The sequence below is a fragment of the Streptomyces sp. NPDC102283 genome (assembly GCF_044766265.1).
Taxonomy (GTDB): domain Bacteria; phylum Actinomycetota; class Actinomycetes; order Streptomycetales; family Streptomycetaceae; genus Streptomyces.
The window spans coordinates 17,784-35,973 of the sequence record NZ_JBIWLQ010000013.1; the positions used below are offsets into that span (position 1 = coordinate 17,784).

Genomic DNA, 18,190 nt, shown 5'->3' on the forward strand with positions numbered 1-18,190 from the left:
CGTCACTGTGGGAGCGACATCCGTACTCAAGGCGCGGCCCGTGCGGCCGCCCGCACCTCCTGAATCGGCGCCGACCCGGCGCACCCGCCGGACCCCCACGGGCCCCGGACGCCGACGGCGCCGGGCCGGCATGCTCATGGTGGCGCCCGCGCTGCTGCACGCCTCGCTGTGGATCGGCCTGCCGGTACTGGCCGCGGTGGTCCTGGCGTTCACGAAGTACGACGTGCTGACCGCCCCGCAGTTCGTGGGTCTCGACAACTTCCGGGACATGCTGGACGACACGGTCTTCCGCAAGTCCATCGTCAACACCGTCGTCTACACCTTCTTCACCGTGCCGTTCGGCATGCTGCTGGGCCTGCTGCTGGCCATGGCCCTGCACACCGGCCTCAAGGCCCGTGGCGTCTTCCGCACCGCGGTCTTCCTGCCCCAGGTCACGGCCACGGTCGCCATCGCCCTGGTCTGGCTGTGGATCTACAACCCGGGCAACGGCCTGCTCAACGCACTGCTGTCGTTCCTCGGCATCGACGGCCCGGCCTGGCTCTCCTCGACGACATGGGCGATGCCCTCGGTGATCCTGGTCGGCATCTGGCAGGGCATCGGCATGAAGATGCTCATCTATCTCGCCGCGCTCCAGTCACTCCCCAGGGAGCTGTACGAGGCGGCGTCGGTGGACGGCGCCTCGAAGGTCCGGCAGTTCTTCTCCATCACGCTGCCGCTGCTGAAGCCCGCCACGTTCTTCGTGCTCATCACGTCGATGATCAGCGCGTTCCAGTCCTTCGACCAGATCTACATCCTCACCGACGGCGGCCCCGCCAACAGCACGACGATGATGACCTACGAGATCTACAAGTCCGCCTTCCGGGAGTTCCGCGTCGGATACGCCTGCGCCCAGTCCCTGGTGCTGTTCGTGCTGCTGATGGGCTTCACCCTGGTCAACCGGCGGATCATGGGAGGCACCCGTGGCCACAGTTGATACGCGGAAGCCGGTGGACGTGAGCGCCGCGAAAGCGCGAGGGCACGGCGGCAGGCGGCCGGTGTCCCCGGGCCGGATCGCGCTCTACATCACACTGTCGGTGATCTCCCTGCTGATGGTGGTGCCGTTCGTCTGGATGGTGATCACCTCACTCAAGTCGCCGGTGGAGATCGCGTCCCAGGACGCCGGACTCCTGCCCGGAAGCTGGCAGTTCAGCAACTACGTCGAAGCGTTCCGGGCGGCCCCGTTCGCCACGTACGCCCGCAACAGCTTCATCATCGCGATCAGCCACACCGTGCTGAACGTCCTGGTCGCCTCCATGGCCGGGTACGCGCTGGCACGGATCAGGTTCCGCGGCAGCGAGGTGATCTTCTACCTGTTCATCGCGGCGCTGATGATCCCGACGTACACGAAGGTGCTGCCGGAGTTCCTGATCGTCCGCTTCATGCCGCTGGCCGGCGGGAACGACATCCTCGGTCAGGGCGGGAGCGGCTGGCTCGACACCTGGTGGGCCCTGATCGTCCCGGGTGCGGTGACGCCGTTCGCGGTCTTCCTCTTCCGCCAGTTCTACCTGGACCTGCCGGTGGAGCTGGAGGAGGCGGCCCGCCTCGACGGCCTCGGCGAGTTCCGCATCTACGCCCGGATCATGACGCCGCAGGTCAAGCCGGCGCTCACCACCGTGGCGCTGCTGACCTTCGAGTCGTCCTGGAACAACTTCCTGTGGCCGTTGCTGGTGACCCGGACGGACAGTCTGCGGGTCATCCAGGTCGGGCTCTCCGTCTTCAAGACGGAGAACGGCACCCAGTGGCACTTCCTGATGGCCGGCACCACGCTCGCCACCCTTCCCATGGTCCTTCTCTTCCTCGTCGGCCAGCGCTACTTCGTGCAGGGCTTCGCCACCGCCGGTCTCAAGTGACCGGCCCCCGGCCGCCTGTGGCCGGGCACCGCATCCGGCCCCCGGCGGCCGGAAACCGAAAGGGCTTCACCCATGTCTGCTGATCTTCAGGGCTCCCGCGCGCTGGTGACGGGGGCGGGGCACGGCATCGGCCGCGCCATCGCGCTCGCACTGGCAGAGGCCGGCGCCGACGTCGCCGTGCACTACCACTCCTCCGCCGACCGGGCGGCCGACACGGTCTCGGCGATCGAGGCGCTGGGCAGGCGCTCCAAGGCGTTCGCCGCCGACGCGACCGTCACCGCGGACGTGGACCGGCTGGTCGAGGAGGCGGCCGGCTTCCTCGGCGGACTCGACATCCTGGTCTGCAACGCCGGTCACCTCGTCGGCCGCTCGACCATCGCCGAGATGAGCGACGAGCACTTCGACCGGGTGATCTCCACCAACCTGTCCTCGACCTTCCGCACGGTGCGGGCGGCGCTGCCGCATCTGACGCGGTCCCCGGCCGGACGCGTCATCACCATGTCCTCGCTCGCCGCGCACAACGGCGGCGGCCCCGGCTCGGTGGCGTACGCCGCCGCGAAGGCCGGGATCCGCGGCTTCACCAAGGGCCTGGCCAAGGAGCTGGCCGGCACCGGCATCACGGTCAACGCGGTCGCGCCGGGCTTCATCAAGGGCACGGCCTTCCACGACACCTTCACCGCGCCCGCGGCGCAGCAGGCCATGGAAGCGGGCATCCCGGTCGGCCGCGCGGGCACCCCCGAGGACGTGGCGTCCGCCGTCGTCCACCTGGCCTCGCCCGCCTCGGGCTTCCTGACGGCGACCACGACGGACATCGACGGTGGCGTATGGCCGCGTTGAGGCGGATCGCGCGGGAGCGCGGCGGCTGGTGGCACGCGTACGTATGCCCGGCGCACGGAGTGGAGCTGGAGCACGGCGACCTCCTCGCCGGGGTGTTCCCCGAGGGCGGTGCGCGGTGTGCGCACGGCTGCCGGGTGGACACCGAAGCGGTACGGGGCGGGTGGCTGGTCCTCTCGCACCAGGCCTGGGCCCGTCATCTGCGGGTGCTGGCGCACCGGGGCGAGCGGGCGGAGGCGGTGGAGCGGCTGGGCGAGTACGCGGGCCTGTACGCCGAGCTGGCCGCCGACCGGCACGGCGAGGCCCAGGGCTGGATGCTGCGCGGCCGGCTCTTCCACCAGGCGCTGACGGACGCCATCTGGGCGGTGAACGTCGGGCACGCGGTGATCACGCTCGCGGAGAAGGAGTCCGGGGATCTGGCGGCGGTGCTGCCGCTGCTGGAGGCCCTGGAGGAAGCGGCGCTGGAGGCCCGGGACGTGCTGACCGCCCAGGGCCACCTGGCCTCCAACTACACGGCGTGGCTGAACGCGGCCGGTGTCGCGGCGAGCCGGGCGGCGGCGGCCGTCCGGTCCACGGCATGGGAGGGCGCCGGGTGCTGGTTGGAGGGCGAGCACGGGCTGTACGCGCATCTGCGCGTGGCCGTCGCGGACGACGGCTGGGAGTGGGAGGGCAGTACCTACTACCACGGCTTCGTGCTGCGGGCGGCGTTGCTGGCGCTGCGCTCCACCGATCCGTCCGCCCTGCCGACCGACGTGGTGGGCGTGCTGGCGGGGATGACGGACGTGCTGGCGGCCGTCGCGACGCCGGGCGGTGTGCTGCCCGCCCTGCACGACGGCCCCTACCGGCGCGACGCTCTCGGTCTTGAGTGGCTGGAACTGATCGCGCTGGCCCGGCAGTCGGTGCCGTCGGACGCGCTGGACGCGGTGGCGGACCGGGTCCGTGCGGAGCTGGGTGACGCGGACGACGCGCTGGACCGTGAGCTGGGCGGCTGGTTCGCCGGGCCGCCGCTCCCCCGACGGGCCGCTTCCGCCCCGGTCACCGTGTTTCCCTCGACCGGGTACGCGGTGCTGCGGGCGGCGGGCATCCACGCCCTGGTGGACTTCGGCCCGCACGGCGGATCGCACGGCCACCGGGACAAGCTCTCGCTGTATCTGTACGGCGACACCACCGCGTGGCAGCCGGACCCGGGCCAGGTGCCGTACGCCCACCCGGACTTCCGCGACCTGTACACCTCGACGGCGGCCCACCCCACGTTCCGGGTGGACGGCGCCGAGCAGGCCGAGTGCGCCGGTGCGCTGACGGCGGCGGACGCCGTCTCGGTGACCGTTGAGGTGACGGAGGCGTACGAGGGTGTCCGGGCGGTCCGCCGGGTGGCCGTCGGCCCGTGCTATCTGGTGGACCTGCTGACGGTGGAGGTCACGGGCCGAAAGGACCCCCGCGTCACCGCCCAACTGCGGCCCGGCACCGCGCTGGACGTGCAGGTGCAGGCGGCGGGCCCGGTGCGCACCACCTGGTACGGGGACGAGACGCTGCACGGCTGGCACACCCGGAGCGCCGGGGTGCCGGTGCGCCCCCTCACGCTCCCGGGTCCCGGTCCGGCGGACGACCCGCAGCGCGCCCTGCCCCGGGTCGACTTCACGGCCGATGGAGCGCACGTCGTCTTCGCCTCGGTCTACCAGGCGGCGTCGGCGGGCCCCGCGGTGAGCGAGGTGCGGCTGGACGGCATGGAGCTGACCGTGGAGCTGGCGGACGGTTCGCGGTCCCGCTTCCGGACGGAGGGCTGAGCCGTGCTGCTCTCGGCGACCCCGCCGCCCGGTCCGCGCCCCGCCCAGGAGACCCGGGTGCGGGAGGAGGCGGCCCGGCACCGCGGGCTGGCCCCGCCCCGCACCCACCCGCCGGCCAGCATCACCTGGCTGGGCCCGGCCGCGTCCAACCCGGCGCTGGCCTACCGGATCGGCGGCGACCCGGCCGATCTCGCGGAGAGCGTGCGCTGGATCGAGGCGGCGTCACGGCTGCCGCACTGGGGCCGGGCCCATATGCCCGACCACGACCTGGACGCCGGCTGGCTGCTCCACCACCTGGCGCTCGCCCTGCGCTGGATCGGGAACGACCTGCCGGACGACGTGGCCGCTCTGCTCCGCTACAAGCTGCTGATCCAGGGGCGTCGCCTCTACGACTTCGCGGTGGCGAGCGAGGGCCGCTGGTGGTCGTCCTCGTACTGGCAGAACCACAACTGGATCTGCTATGCCGGTCTGGCGACGGCCGGCTACGTGCTGGGCAAGGAGGAGTGGACCGAACGGGCGAAGTCGAACCTCGCCACGGTGCTGGAGGTGCTGCCCGAGGACGGTTCGCACGCGGAGGGAGTCGTCTACTGGCGTTACGGAGTCCCGTTCCTGGCGATCCATCTGGATCTGCTGGCGGAGGCCGAGGGTGTCGACTGGTGGGACCGGGGAGGCTTCATGGCGAACACCTTCGGCTACCGGCTGCACCAGAGCGCCCCCGGCTTCGCGTTCACGATCGACCACGGTGACTGCCACGACCGGCGCAGCGGCCACAGCGCCGGGCTCTACTACCGGCTGGCCGCGCAGTACGGCATCGCCGAGGCGCAGTGGCTGGGCGACCTGGCATCGGGCGAGCTGCTGTGGACGGAGGCGGAGCACAGCGGGGTGCGGCCGGGCATCCTGCCGGAGGCGTATCTCGAATACCTCTGGTACGACCCGGCGGTCTCTGCGGCCCGGCCCACCGCGACCCGGGCCTTCTTCCCGGACCTCGGGCTGCTCGCGGCCCGGACCGGCTGGGACGCGGACGCCACCGCGGTGTCGTTCAAGGCGAGTCCGGGCGGCGGTCACCGGGCCTGGGAGACGAGCGCGAAGCACCGGGCGGAGCTGGGCCACGAGACGCTGAACCAGGGTCACCACCACCCGGACTCGGGCTCCTTCGTCCTGCTGTCGGGGGGCGCCCACCTGGCCGTGGACGACGGTTACAGCAACCGCAAGCGGGCGGAGCACCACAACCTGCTGCTGGTCGACGGGCAGGGGTACGCGGACGAGGACCGCTACCACGTCTACGAGGGGATTCCCTATCTGCGGCAGGCCCGGCAGCGGGACGTGCTGGTGGGCGACGAGGAGGGATGGGCGCACGCCACGGCGGAGATCGCCGCGATGTACGACCCGGCCCTCGGGGTCGGCCGGCTGGACCGGACCCTGGTGTTCACCCCGGCGGGGCGCCTGGCCCTCCTGGACCTGGCGGAGTCGGAGGAACCGCGGGAGTGGACGTTCCTGCTCCGGACGGACCGGCCGACGGAGGAACACGGCGACGGCAGCCGGCTGATCAGGTCCGGCGAGGCCACCGCCCGGGTGCGGCGGCTGGCCCCGGACGAGGCGTCGGTGCGCACCGGGGTCATGGAGGTGGCGGCGAATCCGACGTCCAGCACTCCGGAACTGCGGCTCACCCGCACCCTGCACACGCTGGACGTGACCACCCCGGCCTGCCGCGCGGGCCTGTTCCTCACCGCCATCACTCCGGACGCCGCGTGCCCGGTCGCGGGGGCGGAGCTGACCGAGGGCCACGGAGTGCGGTTCGCGGACGGCGAGGAGAGCGTGCTGCTCTCCCCCGTCGCCCGCCGTATCCGGGGGGTGGGGATCTCGGCGGACGCCGCCGCCGTCCTGCTCACCGCCGCCGGAGCCCCGTACGTCGTGGCGGCGACCCGGCTGGAGCTGGCGGACCGGGTACTCCTCGACGTAACGGATCCGTACACAGGAAAGGTCGGGTAGATCATGGGGACCCCTCTCGCCGGGGCGGTGGCGTCGCCGCCCGTTCCGGAAGCCACCCCGTCGGGCTGGCCGACGCTGCTGCGCCGGCTGGAGTTCGTCGCCTACCCGGCCGCCGCCGGGGCCGCGTTCACGCTGCTGGCGCTGGGCGTGGTGACCTGGCTGCCGGCGCTCGCCGCGATGGGCCGCGCGCTCCAGCGGTGGCGGGTGGACGGGGACAGCCGATGCTTCGCCAACACGCTGGCCGCCTTCGGCGGTTACTGGCGCGCGCTGTGGCCCCACGGTCTGCTGTCCACCGCCGTCGCGGTCGTCCTGGTCGGCAACACCCTGCATCTGCTGGGCCGTTCGGAGGCGTGGACCTTCCCGTTGCTGGCCGCGCAGGTGGGCATCGCAGCGGCGTTCGTGATCCATCATGTGGCGTTCGCGGCCGAGGCGGGCCGGGAGCCGGACGGCGGTGTCCGGTCCTGGTCGGCCGGGGCGCTGGCACTCGGCTTCGGCTCCCCTGCCCGGGGCACCGCCCTGCTCGGCGCGGCGATCTCCGCCGCCCTGCTCTCCCTCGTCGTACCGCTGGGGCCACTGCTGCTCGGCCCGAGCGTTCCGGTACTGCTCGCCCTGTCCTTCGCCGATCCCAGGAGGCACACCTCGTGACCCGTCCACCGCGCACCGCCCTGGCCGCCGCGCTCGTCGTCGGCCTCGCCCCGCTCGTCGTGACCACGCCCTCGGCCGCCGCCCCTGCGGCGGGCGCGTACTACGTGTCGCCGTCCGGCAGCGACGCCAACTCCGGTACGTCGGCGGGCGCTCCGCTGGCCACGATCCAGAAGGCGGTGGATCTGGCTCCGTCGGGCGCGGTGGTGAACCTGGCGCCGGGCACCTACCGGCAGGACGTGGTGACCGCGCGGGCCGGGGTCACCGTCACCGGCCCGTCGAACGCCGTGGTGAAGGGCGCGGGCGACGCCCGGATCATCCAGGTCCGGCACGACGGCACGACGCTCAGCGGCTTCACCGTGGACGGGCTGCACGGCTCGGCCTCGGACGTTTCGGGCTACCGGCTCAAACTCATCTATGTCATGAGCACGACCCCCGGGAACGGGGTGGGCGGCCTGCGCGTCACCGGCATGACCCTCAAGAACGCCGCCGACGAGTGCCTGCGGCTGCGCTATCTCGTCACGGGGGCCGAGGTGGACGACAACACCATCACGGACTGCGGGGTCGCCGACTTCGTGTTCGACGGGGGCGGGAAGAACGGCGAGGGGATCTACCTCGGCACGGCTCCCGAACAGCAGGGATCCAACGGGGCACCGGACGCGGCGGCCGACGTCAGCCGGAACAACCGCGTCCACCACAACACCATCGTCACGCGGGGCAACGAGTGCGTGGACGTGAAGGAGAACGCGACCAACAACTACGTCGAGCACAACGACTGCAGCGGCCAGCGCGACCCCAGCTCCGGCGGGCTCGACGCCCGGGGCAGCGGCAACATCTTCCGCTACAACACCGTCCACGACAACGTGGGCGCGGGCGTCCGGCTAGGCGGTGACACCGCGACGGACGGCACCGCGACCTCCGTCTACGGCAACACCATCACCGGCAACGCGGGCGGCGGCATCAAGTTCATGCGCACCCCGCAGGGCCCGGTCTGCTCCAACACCATGAGCGGCAACACGGGTGGCGACGCCGTGGGTACCTACGGCAGCTCCTACGACCCGACCGGTGTGTGCCCGAAGTGAGCGGCCGGGGGCCCGCGAGACGCGGGGTTCTGTACGCGGCGGCGGCAGCCGGGGCCGCCGCGGTCGCCGCCACAGCGACGGACGCGCGCGCGGCGGGGGCGGCCGGCCCCGCGCGTTCGGGCTGGACCACGTCCTGGGCCACGGCCCAGACCGCGCCGACCGCCACCGACCCGGTGGCGTACGCGGGGCTGACCGACGGCGACTGCACGGCCGTGCTGCGGCTGTCGGCGGGCGGAGCGGTGCGGCTGCGGTACGCGAACGCCTTCGGGACCGCGCCCGTGCTGGTCGGCCCGGTGACCGCGGGCGGCCGACCGGTGACCTTCGCCGGACGGAGCCAGGAGTGGCTGGCGGCGGGCGCGAGTCTGACCAGTGACCCCGTCGCGGGGCTGCGGGTGGCGGACGGGGCGCGGCTGGAGGTGCGGACGCGGGTCCCCGGCCCGACCGGCCCGCTCTCCTTCCACCGCAACACCCATGCCTGGCACACCGTCGACGGGGTGCGCACCCGGTCGGTCCTCCTGCTGACCGGGGTGGAGACCACCGGGGCGCGCGGCCCGGTGGTCGCGGTGTTCGGCGACTCCATCGCGGAGGGCGTCGGCACCCCCGACGACGCCGATCTGCGGTGGCCCGACCAGCTGGCGCGGCGGCTGCCCGGTTCGGCCGTCGCCAACCTCGGCATCAGCGGCAACCGGCTGCTGCTCGACGACGACCGCTTCGGGCCCGGCGGCCAGGCCCGCTTCGACCGCGACGTCCTCGGGCTGCCGGGGCTGCGTACGGTGCTGGTGCACCTGGGCGTCAACGACCTCCAGCGGCCGCCGGGCCAGAGCGGCCCGGACCAGGTCCTGGCCGGATACCGGCAGGTGGCGCTGCGCGCCCGGGGCGCCGGGCTGCGGGTCGTGGGCGCCACCATCACCCCGTTCGAGGGGTGGACCCGCTGGTCTCCCGAGCTGGACGCGGTCCGCGGGCAGATCAACCTGGCCGTGCGCACCGGGCGCATCTTCGACGGGGTGGCCGACTTCGACGCCGCGCTGCGCGACCCGGACCGCCCTTCTCGGATGCTCCCCGCGCACGACAGCGGCGACGGTCTGCATCCGGGCCCTTCGGGTCACGCGGCGCTCGCCGCCGCCGTCGACCGCCGACACCTTCTGTGAGCCGCCGTGGACCGAGATCCTCGGCCGGCCGGCATCTCGCACCGGCCGACACCTTCCGTGAGCCGACACCTTCTGTGAGAGGCGACATGACGAACCGAGGCACCACCCGGCGCACCGTCCTGACCGGTGCGGCCGCCCTGGGCGCGGCGGCGACGCTGCCCCTGACCCTCGCCGGTCCCGCCCACGCCGCGTCCGGCACGGCACGGACCGGGGCCGAGGACGCCGCGGCGCTGCGCAGCCGTTGGCACACGCTGCTCACCGGCGGCCCCGGCCTCGACCGGGACGACGAGCGGATCGTCGCCGCGACCGCCCGCGTGGGGCGGGCCGGGGCCACCGCCGCCACCGGCCTCGACCCGTCCCGGACGGACGGGCTGTTCCCCGACCTGACCAGCACGACGCTCTCCAACCACGTCACCACGTCGTTCAAGCGGCTGGCGACGGCCGCCACCGCCTGGGCGGTACCCGGCACCCCGCAGCACGGTGACACGGCGCTGCTGGCGAAGCTGCTGGGCGGCGTCGACTGGATGCTGACCCACCGTTACGGCCCCGAGCACACCCGCTTCGACAACGACTGGGACTGGGAGATAGGCGCGGCGCTCGCGCTCAACGACACGGCGGTGCTGCTCCACGACGAGCTGGGCGCGGAGCGCCTGGAACGCGTCACGGCCGCCGTGCTCCACTACACGCCGGACCCGAACCTGTGGCGGGTGAACCGGCAGATCGCGACCGGCGCCAACCGGGTGTGGGTCTCCACCGTGGTCGCCGTCAACGCGGTGCTGCGCGGCGACGGCGACGCGCTGGTCCGGGTCCGTGACGCCCTGTCCGACGTCGAGGGTTCGGGCGCCAACAGCGTCCTGGCCTTCAACGACACCGGCGGCGCGGCGGCCGGGACGGGAGAGGGGTTCTCGTCCGACGGCTCGTTCCTCCAGCACTACAAGCATCCGTACAACGGCGGCTACGGCAAGGAGCTGCTGGGGAATCTGTCCCGGTTGCTCAACCTGCTGGCCGGTACGGCGTGGACGGTGACCGATCCCGATCTCGACAACGTGCGGGGCTGGGTGGACGACGGCTTCGACCCGCTGATGTTCCGGGGCGATGTGATGGCGTCGGTGTGCGGGCGGGAGATCGCCCGGCCGAGCAAGCAGGGGCACGCGTCGGCGCAGACGGTCGTCGAGGCGGTGCTGCGGCTGATCCCGTGCTTCCCGGGTGAGCCCGCCGACCGGTTCACGGCGCTGGTGAAGCAGTGGATCGCCGAGGACGGCTACCGGGACTTCCTCGCCGTGACCGACCTGGCCTCGCTGGTCGCCGCGCAGCGTGCGATCGCCTCCGCCGTCCCGGCCCGGGGCCCGCTGGTCGCCCACAAGCAGCATCCTTTGATGGACAAGGCGGCCCACCACCGCCCCGCGTTCGGGCTCGGCATCTCCGCGTACTCCACCCGGATCTACAACTACGAGTCGATCCAGAACGAGAACCTGCGCGGCTGGCACCTCTCGGACGGGATGGTGCTGCTGTACACCGACGATCTCGGTCACTACAGCGAGGACTACTGGCCCACCGTCGACCCGGCCAGGCTGCCCGGCACCACCGTCATCGCCGGGCGCCCGGCCGACGCGGCGGGACAGCGCACCACCAGCACCGCCGACTGGGCCGGCGGCACCGCGCTCCCGGACACGACGCTGGGCGCGTACGGGATGGAGCTGCGGGCCTTCGGCAGCACCCTGCACGGGCTCAAGAGCTGGTTCTGCCTGGACGACGTCATCGCCTGTGTCGGTTCGGGCATCACCGCGGAGGCGGGGACCGCCGAGACCGTGGTGGAGAACCGCAAGCTGCGCGACCCGCGGGCCGCGCTCCTCGTGGACGGCACGGCCGCCCCGGACAGTGCCGGCTGGTCCGCCGAGCTGGCGGACGTCCGGTGGCTGCACCTCGCCGGAACCGGCGGGTACGTCTTCCCCCGGCCCGCTTCCGTGCGCGCCCTGCGCGAGGAGCGCACCGCGACCTGGCGGGAGATCAACCGCAAGTACGGCACCGACACCCCGGTCACCCGCCCGTATCTGACGCTCTGGCACGACCACGGCGCGGCTCCGAGCGGGGCCGGCTACTTCTACCTCCAGCTCCCCGCCGCCTCGGCCGGGCGCACCCGGCTGCTGTCGGCCGCGCCGCCGGTGGAGCTGGCCGCCTGTTCGACCGCCGTGCACGCGGTGCGGCGCGGTGCGGACGGGCTGCTGGCGGCCAACTTCTGGCAGGCGGGCTCGGCGCGGGAGCTGAGCTGCGACGGTCCGGCGTCCGTCCTGGTGCGCCCGAAGGGGCGGAACGTGGGCGTCGCCCTGTCCGACCCCACCCACCTGCGGTCCACCGTGGTCGTCGAGCTGGCCGGACGCGGGCTGACGCTCGCGTCGGGCGGCCCCCGGGTGAGCGCGGCGCGCACGCCGGGCGGCATCCGGATCACCGCCGACACGTCGGGGCTGCGCGGCGCGACCCTCGACCTCACCCTGAAGAGGAGCTAGAGCCTTGCTGTTCGACATGGATCTGGAGCGGCTGCGGGAGTACCGCCCCGAGCCGCAGGAACCGGCCGACTTCGACGCCTTCTGGGAGAAGACCCTCGCGGAGAGCGCCCGGCACGACGTCGATGCCCGGTTCGTGCCGTACGGGACGGGACTGGCGACCGTCGACGTACTCGATGTGACGTTCAGGGGCTGGGAGGGGCAGCCGGTGAAGGCGTGGCTGATGCTGCCGAAGCAGCGCCCCGGGCCGCTGCCCGCCGTGGTGCAGTACGTCGGGTACAACGGCGGCCGGGGCATCCCGTACACGTGGCTGACCTGGAGCGCGCTCGGTTACGCGCACCTGGTGATGGACAACCGGGGGCAGGGCGGCGGCGGCAAGAACACCGCCGACACCCCGGACATCGGACCCGAGGGTCACGGTTCGTCCTCGCCGGGCTTCCTGACCCGGGGCATCGAGGACCCCCACCGGCACTACTACCGGCGGCTCATCACCGACGCGGTCCGGGCCGTCGACGCGGCGAAGGCCCATGACGCGGTGGACTCCGAGCGGGTCGCCGTCCTGGGCGGCAGCCAGGGCGGCGGGCTCGCGCTGGCCGTCGCCGGGCTGCGGGACGACGTGGCGGCGGCCGTCGCCGACGTGCCGTTCCTCTGCCACTACCGGCGGGCCTCGCAGATCACGGACGCCGGACCGTACGCGGAGATAGCCCGCTGGCTGTCGGGGCACCGCTTCCGCGTCGAGGAGGCGATGGAGACCCTGTCCTACTTCGACGGGGTCAACTTCGCCGCGCGCGCGAGCGCTCCCGCGTGGTTCTCGGTGGGGCTGATGGACCGGATCTGCCCTTCCTCCACGGTGTTCGCGGCCTACCACCGCTATGCGGGGCCGGCCGAGATCGAGGTGTTCCCGTACAACGGGCACGAGGGCGGCGCCGAGTACGACCTGCCGCGCAAGCTGGGTGCGCTGCGGGGGGTCTTCGAGGATTGAGGCGGCCGAGGGGACGGTGTCACCGGCCCAGCGCGGCCATCGCCGCGTTGTGGCCGGGGACCCCGCTGACGCCACCACCGCGCACCGCGCCCGCCCCGCAGAGCAGCACGTTGACGTGCGCGGTCTCCACACCCCAGCGCCCGGTGCCCTCGTCCGCGTACGGGAAGGAGAGGTCGCGGTGGAAGATGTGGCCGCCGGGCAGCCGCAGATCGCGCTCCAGGTCGAGCGGGGTCTTGGCCTCGATACAGGGTTCGCCGTTCGCGTCGAGGGCCAGGCAGTCGGTGACCGACTCCTCCAGGTGCGCGTCCAGTTCGGCCAGGGTCGCCCTCAACAGGGCCGCGCGGGCGGCGTCGTTGTCGGCGGCGAAGAGCCGGGCCGGGGCGTGCAGGCCGAAGAGGGTGAGGGTCTGGTAGCCGCGTGCGGCGAGGTCGGGGCCGAGGATCGAGGGGTCGGTCAGCGAGTGGCAGTAGATCTCGGAGGGCGGGGCGGCGGGCAGCCGTCCGGCCGCAGCGTCCCGGTGGGCGTCGGCGAGCTGCCCGTACCCCTCGGCGATGTGGAACGTGCCGGCGAAGGCCTGCCGGGGGTCGACGGACCGGTCGCGGAGCTTCGGCAGCCGGGTGAGCAGCATGTTCACCTTGAGCTGCGCGCCCTCGGCGGGCGGCGGCGGGGTGTCGCCGAGGAGGGTGGCGAGGGCCTGCGGTGAGGCGTTGACGAGCACGCGGCGGGCCGCGACGACGTGTTGTCCGTCCGGGGTGCGGACGGTGACCTCGGCGTGGGTGCCGTCGGTCTCGATCCGGGTCGCCTCGTGCCGTACGCGGATCTCGGCGCCCGCCGCACGGGCGGCCCCGGCCAGCGCGTCGGTGAGCGCGCCCATGCCGCCCACGGGGACGTCCCAGTCACCGGTGCCGCCGCCGATCACGTGGTAGAGGAAGCACCGGTTCTGGAGCAGCGAGGGGTCGTGGGCATCGGCGAAGGTGCCGATCAGGGCGTCGGTGAGGACGACCCCGCGTACCAGGTCGTCGGTGAAGTTCTCCTCGACGGCCACCCCGAGCGGTTCCTCGAACAGCATCCGCCAGGCATCGGCGTCGTCGACGCGCTCGCGCAGCGCGTCCCGGCTCGGCAGCGGCTCGGTGAGCGTCGGGAAGACCCGTGCCGCGAGCCGTTGCGTCATGGCGTAGAACCGCTGCCAGGCCGCGTACTCGCCCTCGCCGCCGGTCAACGCGGCGAAGGACCCCCGGGTCCCGTGGCCCGCGACGAGCAGCCCGGTGGGGCGTCCGTCGCGCACGGCGGGCGTGTAGGAGGAAACGGTCCGCTTGCGTACGGCGAAGTCGAGGCCGAGGTCCCGGACGATCTTGTCGGGCAGCAGGGACACCAGGTAGGAGTAGCGCGAGAGCCGGGCGTCGACCCCGGCGAAGGGGCGGGTCGAGATCGCCGCTCCCCCGGTGGTGCCGAGACGTTCCAGGACGAGGACCGACTGCCCGGCACGGGCCAGGTAGGCGGCGGCGACCAGGCCGTTGTGGCCGCCGCCCACGATCACGGCGTCGTAGCGGCCGCGGGCGGGCGCACCGGGGCCGAAGGCCCCCTGGGGGGCGGGCCGACCTGCGGGTGACCGGGGCTCGGGTGTCTGGGGTGCGGGCATGCACCTTCGTAACACGCCGCCTTCCGTCCCGGCCAGAGGTGGCGTGCGTCCCGGTCGCGCGAGGACGCCGAGGCCGGGACGGACGCGGGACGGGCGGGCGGATCAGGTGCGGTGCGGTCCGGCGGCCTCCGCCGACCGTCCGAGCCGCTCCAGGCAGTGCGCCTCGTCGTCGCGGGCCGCCAGCGTCTGGGGGTGGTCGGGGCCCAGCACCCGGCCGCGCGCCTCGGCGACCTCCCGGTACGCCACCAGCGCCTCGCTCCACCGGCCGAGCCAGCCGAGCCCCGCGGCGACCTCCCGGCGGCTGACCACGGTGTCCGGGTGATCGGGACCCAGGGTGCGTTCCCGGAGGGCGCAGACCTCGCGTGCCTCCGCGAGCGCCTCCTCCCAGCGGCCCGTCCGCCCCAGGTTGACCCCGAGGCCGTGGCGGGCACGCAGCGTCTCGGGGTCGGCTGCGCCCGCGGTCCGGGTGCGGTCGGCGACGAGGAAGCGGTACAGCTCCAGGGCCTCCGCGTCGCGGCCGAGCCGGCCGAGGCTGATGCCGGTCTCGTAGCGGGCGGCGAAGGTGTCGGGGTGATCGGGCCCGAGAGTGCCCGCGCGGGCCCTGGCCACGTCCTGGAAGGTCTCCAGCGCCTCCGCCCAGCGGCCCAGCCTGCCCAGGGAGTACGCCACTTCGTAACGGGTCGTGAGGGTGTCGGGGTGCGTCGGGCCGAGCAGCCGGGCGCGGGCGTCGGCGACCTCCCGGGCCAGCTGCCAGGACTCCTCGGGCCGCCCCAGCCGGCTGAGGTTGAACGCCAGGTTGTGGCGGCAGCGCAGGGTGTCGGGATGGTCGGGGCCCATGACGCGCTCGCGGACGGCGAGGACCGCCTCGTACACCTGGTGGGCCTCGGCGTGCCGGCCGAGACGGCCCAGTGCGTGGGCGGTCGCCTGGCGGGCGGCGAGCGTCTGCGGGTGGTCGGCGCCCAGGGCGCGCTCGCGGCCCTCGGCGACCCGGGCGAACTCGCGCAGCCCTTCCTCGGCCCGGCCCGTACGGCTGAGGGTGAGGCCGAGTTCGTAACGGCTGGCGAGGGTGTCGGGGTGGTCGGGGCCGAGGACGCGGCCACGCTGGGCGGCGACCTCCCGGTGCACCTCGCCCGCCTCCTCCCAGCGGCCCAGCCGGCCGAGGTCGATGCCCGCGCCGTGTCGGCCGTCGAGCGTGGCGAGGAGATCGGAGGCGGGGAGCCCGGCCGGCCCGGATGCGGCGGGGCCGGAGTGCGGGGCGGTGGCGGAGTGCCGGGTGCCGGTGGTCCACCGGCCCGTCAGCCCGGCGGCCGGGTCCGGCCGCCTGGCGGCGGGGCCCGTCGCGCCGGTCGCCCGGTGTCCGGCGGTCATGGAGCGGGTCCAGGCGGGCAGGGCCCTCGGGCGCGGAGCCGCCGGCCGCTCGGCGCCGGACAGGGCGAGGGGCCCCGGCCCGAGCGCGGGCTGTTCGCCGGTCCGGCCGAGGACGATGCGGCGGCGCAGGTCGCCCGCGTCGACGGGCCGCTCCTCGGGGGCCTTGGCGAGCAGGTCGAGGACGACACGGTCGAAGAAGCCGGGCAGGTCGGCACGGTGGGTGCGCAGTGGTTCCGGCGGAGTGTCACGGTGTCCGACGAGCACGGCCCAGGCGTCGTCCTGGTCGAAGGGCGGTACGCCGGTGGCGATCTCGTACAGGACGCAGCCCAGCGAGTAGAGGTCGCTGCGGTGGTCGACCTCCTTGCCGCTGATCTGCTCGGGCGACATGTAGTGCGGGGTGCCCATGGCGAGGCCGGTGGTGGTGAGGCGGGAGGTCATGCCGATGTCGTGGCCGAGGCGCGCTATGCCGAAGTCGCAGATCTTCACCGTGCCGTCGGTCAGGCGCATGATGTTGGCGGGCTTGAGGTCGCGGTGGACGATGCCCTGCCGGTGGGTGTAGCCGAGGGCGTCGGCGACCTGTTCCGCGATGTCGACGACATGGTCGACGGGCAGCGGGTGCTGCTGGTTCTCCTGAAGGAGCTGGCTCAGGTTGTGCCCGTCGAGCAGCTCCATGACGAGGTAGAGCACGCCCTCGTGCTCTCCGAAGTCGTGCACGACCGTGACGCCCCGGTGCTGGAGGGAGGCGGCCACCCGGGCCTCGCGCCGAAAACGTTCGCGCAGGATGCGGGTGAACGCCTGGTCGTGCTGGGGACCCATGGGTTTGAGGCATTTGACGGCGACCTGACGGCCCAGCGACTCGTCGCGGGCGCGCCACACCTCGCCCATGCCGCCTCGCCCGATCAGTTCGAGCAGTCGGTACCGGCTCTGGATCAGCCTGGTGTCCGCCATCTGCCGCTTCCCGCCCCCGTTGTTCCCGCTGCTGACGCTGTGCCCTCCCCGGCCCGTCCAGTATGGCGGCCGGTCCGCGGAGTCGGTACGCGGCGGGGCGGCTGTCGGGCCCCAGCCGTGCCATCGCCCCGAGGATATGACCGGGCGGCAGCTGCCGACGCGCGGAGCCGCAGCTCCGGTCCGTCGACGCCGTGCACCTGCCAGGTGACCGACCGGGGCCCGAGGAGCCCGGGGTCGGGGCGTGGCGGAGAGGCGTCGTTCTTGCGCGTGCACCGCCGGCCCGGCGGTGCACGGGGGCGGTGCCGGTACGCGTACGGACCGGGACCGGAACCGCGATCGACGGTACGCCGGGGAGGGGTGTTTCCGGCAGGGCGGGTCGGACGGCGGCCGAGGCCGGTTCACGGCGGTCGAGCGGCTCAGGGGGCGTGCGACGCCTATTCGGCACGCCGCTTGGAATACCCCCTGGGGGTATGTTGTTATAGCGGGCGTCCCCAGGACGGAAGACACCCGAAGGCACATCACGAAGGTGGAGTCACGATGAACAGCAATTCCGGCCACGACATGAGCGGCCACGGCGGCGCCCGCCCCGGCGGACTCTCGGTCTCCGAGAGCGGATACACCCTCGAACTCGACTCGACGATCTTTCCGGCCGGAGTACGGACGGTCAGCTTCCGGGTGACCGGTCCCGACGGACGACCGGTCACCGGGTTCACCCCCGAACACGAGAAGAAGCTGCACTTCATCGCCGTCCGGCGCGACACGACCGGATTCCAGCACGTGCACCCGGTGATGGACGGGAACGGCACCTGGAGCGTCGACCTGACGCTGGAGCCGGGAGACTGGAGGTTCTTCGCCGACGTCCGTCCGGCCGGCCACGGCGGGACCATGACCCTGGGCATCGACGCCTCGGTCGCCGGGCAGTACGCCCCGCAGCCGATCTCCGAGGGCTCGCGCAGCGCTCACGTCGGCGCGTACACCGTCACCCTCGACGGCGAACTCCTGCCCGGCACGGCGAGCGACCTGACGCTCACCGTCAGCCGGAACGGTCGGCCCGTCACCGATCTTCAGCCCTACCTGGGCGCGTACGGACACCTGGTGGCGCTGCGGGTCGGCGACCTGGGCTACCTCCACGTCCACCCGGAGGGCGAGCCCGGAGACGGCGTCACCGAGCCCGGCCCCGGGATCACGTTCATGGCCGCGGCGCCGTCGGGCGGCGTCTACCGCCTCTACCTGGACTTCCGGCACGACGATGTCGTCCGGACGGCCGAGTTCACGGTACGGACCACTGCGACCACTCCCGGCCCGCACGCCGCACCCCGGGCCGCGTCCGAGCACACGGGCCACCACCACGGCGGCCACGCACACCACTGACCGACCCCGGGAA

At 73.4% G+C, this 18,190-nt stretch carries 13 protein-coding genes; 11 read left to right on the top strand and 2 right to left on the bottom strand.

Annotated elements, in window-relative coordinates:
• Positions 1 to 7 precede the first annotated feature (7 nt).
• The 10 genes from ACIRJT_RS24710 (at position 8) to ACIRJT_RS24755 (ending at position 12,851) form a co-directional block, all read left to right on the top strand.
• Positions 8 to 973, top strand: a complete 966-nt coding sequence (locus ACIRJT_RS24710) for a carbohydrate ABC transporter permease (protein ID WP_403912707.1) — start codon at positions 8 to 10, stop codon at positions 971 to 973.
• Positions 960 to 1,889 carry a carbohydrate ABC transporter permease gene (locus ACIRJT_RS24715; RefSeq protein ID WP_403912709.1) on the top strand — a complete coding sequence of 310 codons (930 nt, stop codon included), beginning with the start codon at positions 960 to 962 and terminating at the stop codon, positions 1,887 to 1,889. The genes ACIRJT_RS24710 and ACIRJT_RS24715 overlap by 14 nt, the downstream gene beginning before the upstream one ends.
• Positions 1,890 to 1,961: 72 nt before the next feature.
• Positions 1,962 to 2,726, top strand: coding sequence for an SDR family NAD(P)-dependent oxidoreductase (locus tag ACIRJT_RS24720; RefSeq protein WP_403912712.1), 765 nt, complete (start codon positions 1,962 to 1,964; stop codon positions 2,724 to 2,726).
• Positions 2,714 to 4,507, top strand: a complete 1,794-nt coding sequence (locus ACIRJT_RS24725) for a heparinase II/III family protein (RefSeq protein WP_403912713.1) — start codon at positions 2,714 to 2,716, stop codon at positions 4,505 to 4,507. Before ACIRJT_RS24720 ends, ACIRJT_RS24725 begins: the two co-directional genes overlap by 13 nt.
• Before the next feature lie 3 nt (positions 4,508 to 4,510).
• On the top strand, positions 4,511 to 6,496 hold the full coding sequence (locus ACIRJT_RS24730) for a hypothetical protein (RefSeq protein ID WP_403912715.1): 1,986 nt from the start codon (positions 4,511 to 4,513) through the stop codon (positions 6,494 to 6,496).
• Between the two features lie 3 nt (positions 6,497 to 6,499).
• Positions 6,500 to 7,141: a hypothetical protein gene (locus ACIRJT_RS24735; protein ID WP_403912718.1), complete on the top strand. Its 642-nt coding sequence runs from the start codon at positions 6,500 to 6,502 to the stop codon at positions 7,139 to 7,141.
• Positions 7,138 to 8,220 (top strand): DUF1565 domain-containing protein, encoded by a 1,083-nt coding sequence (locus tag ACIRJT_RS24740; protein WP_403912720.1) that lies wholly within the window; start codon positions 7,138 to 7,140, stop codon positions 8,218 to 8,220. Before ACIRJT_RS24735 ends, ACIRJT_RS24740 begins: the two co-directional genes overlap by 4 nt.
• Positions 8,217 to 9,368 carry an SGNH/GDSL hydrolase family protein gene (locus ACIRJT_RS24745; protein ID WP_403913165.1) on the top strand — a complete coding sequence of 384 codons (1,152 nt, stop codon included), beginning with the start codon at positions 8,217 to 8,219 and terminating at the stop codon, positions 9,366 to 9,368. Before ACIRJT_RS24740 ends, ACIRJT_RS24745 begins: the two co-directional genes overlap by 4 nt.
• A gap of 86 nt (positions 9,369 to 9,454) precedes the next feature.
• Entirely contained in the window at positions 9,455 to 11,872 is a 2,418-nt protein-coding gene (locus ACIRJT_RS24750; protein WP_403912723.1) for a polysaccharide lyase 8 family protein, read from the top strand.
• A gap of 4 nt (positions 11,873 to 11,876) precedes the next feature.
• Positions 11,877 to 12,851, top strand: coding sequence for an acetylxylan esterase (locus tag ACIRJT_RS24755; RefSeq protein ID WP_403912726.1), 975 nt, complete (start codon positions 11,877 to 11,879; stop codon positions 12,849 to 12,851).
• 19 nt (positions 12,852 to 12,870) lie between these two features.
• Here the strand turns inward: ACIRJT_RS24755 and ACIRJT_RS24760 are convergent, their stop codons facing one another.
• Complete coding sequence (locus tag ACIRJT_RS24760; protein WP_403912729.1) at positions 12,871 to 14,490, bottom strand: phytoene desaturase family protein; 1,620 nt, start codon at positions 14,488 to 14,490, stop codon at positions 12,871 to 12,873.
• A 102-nt stretch (positions 14,491 to 14,592) separates the two neighbouring features.
• A complete protein-coding gene (locus ACIRJT_RS24765; RefSeq protein WP_403912732.1) occupies positions 14,593 to 16,806 on the bottom strand; it encodes a tetratricopeptide repeat protein in 2,214 nt (737 codons plus the stop codon).
• 537 nt (positions 16,807 to 17,343) lie between these two features.
• On the opposite strand from ACIRJT_RS24765, the gene ACIRJT_RS24770 reads away from it, so the two are divergent.
• Positions 17,344 to 18,177: a hypothetical protein gene (locus ACIRJT_RS24770; protein WP_403912735.1), complete on the top strand. Its 834-nt coding sequence runs from the start codon at positions 17,344 to 17,346 to the stop codon at positions 18,175 to 18,177.
• Positions 18,178 to 18,190 lie beyond the last annotated feature (13 nt).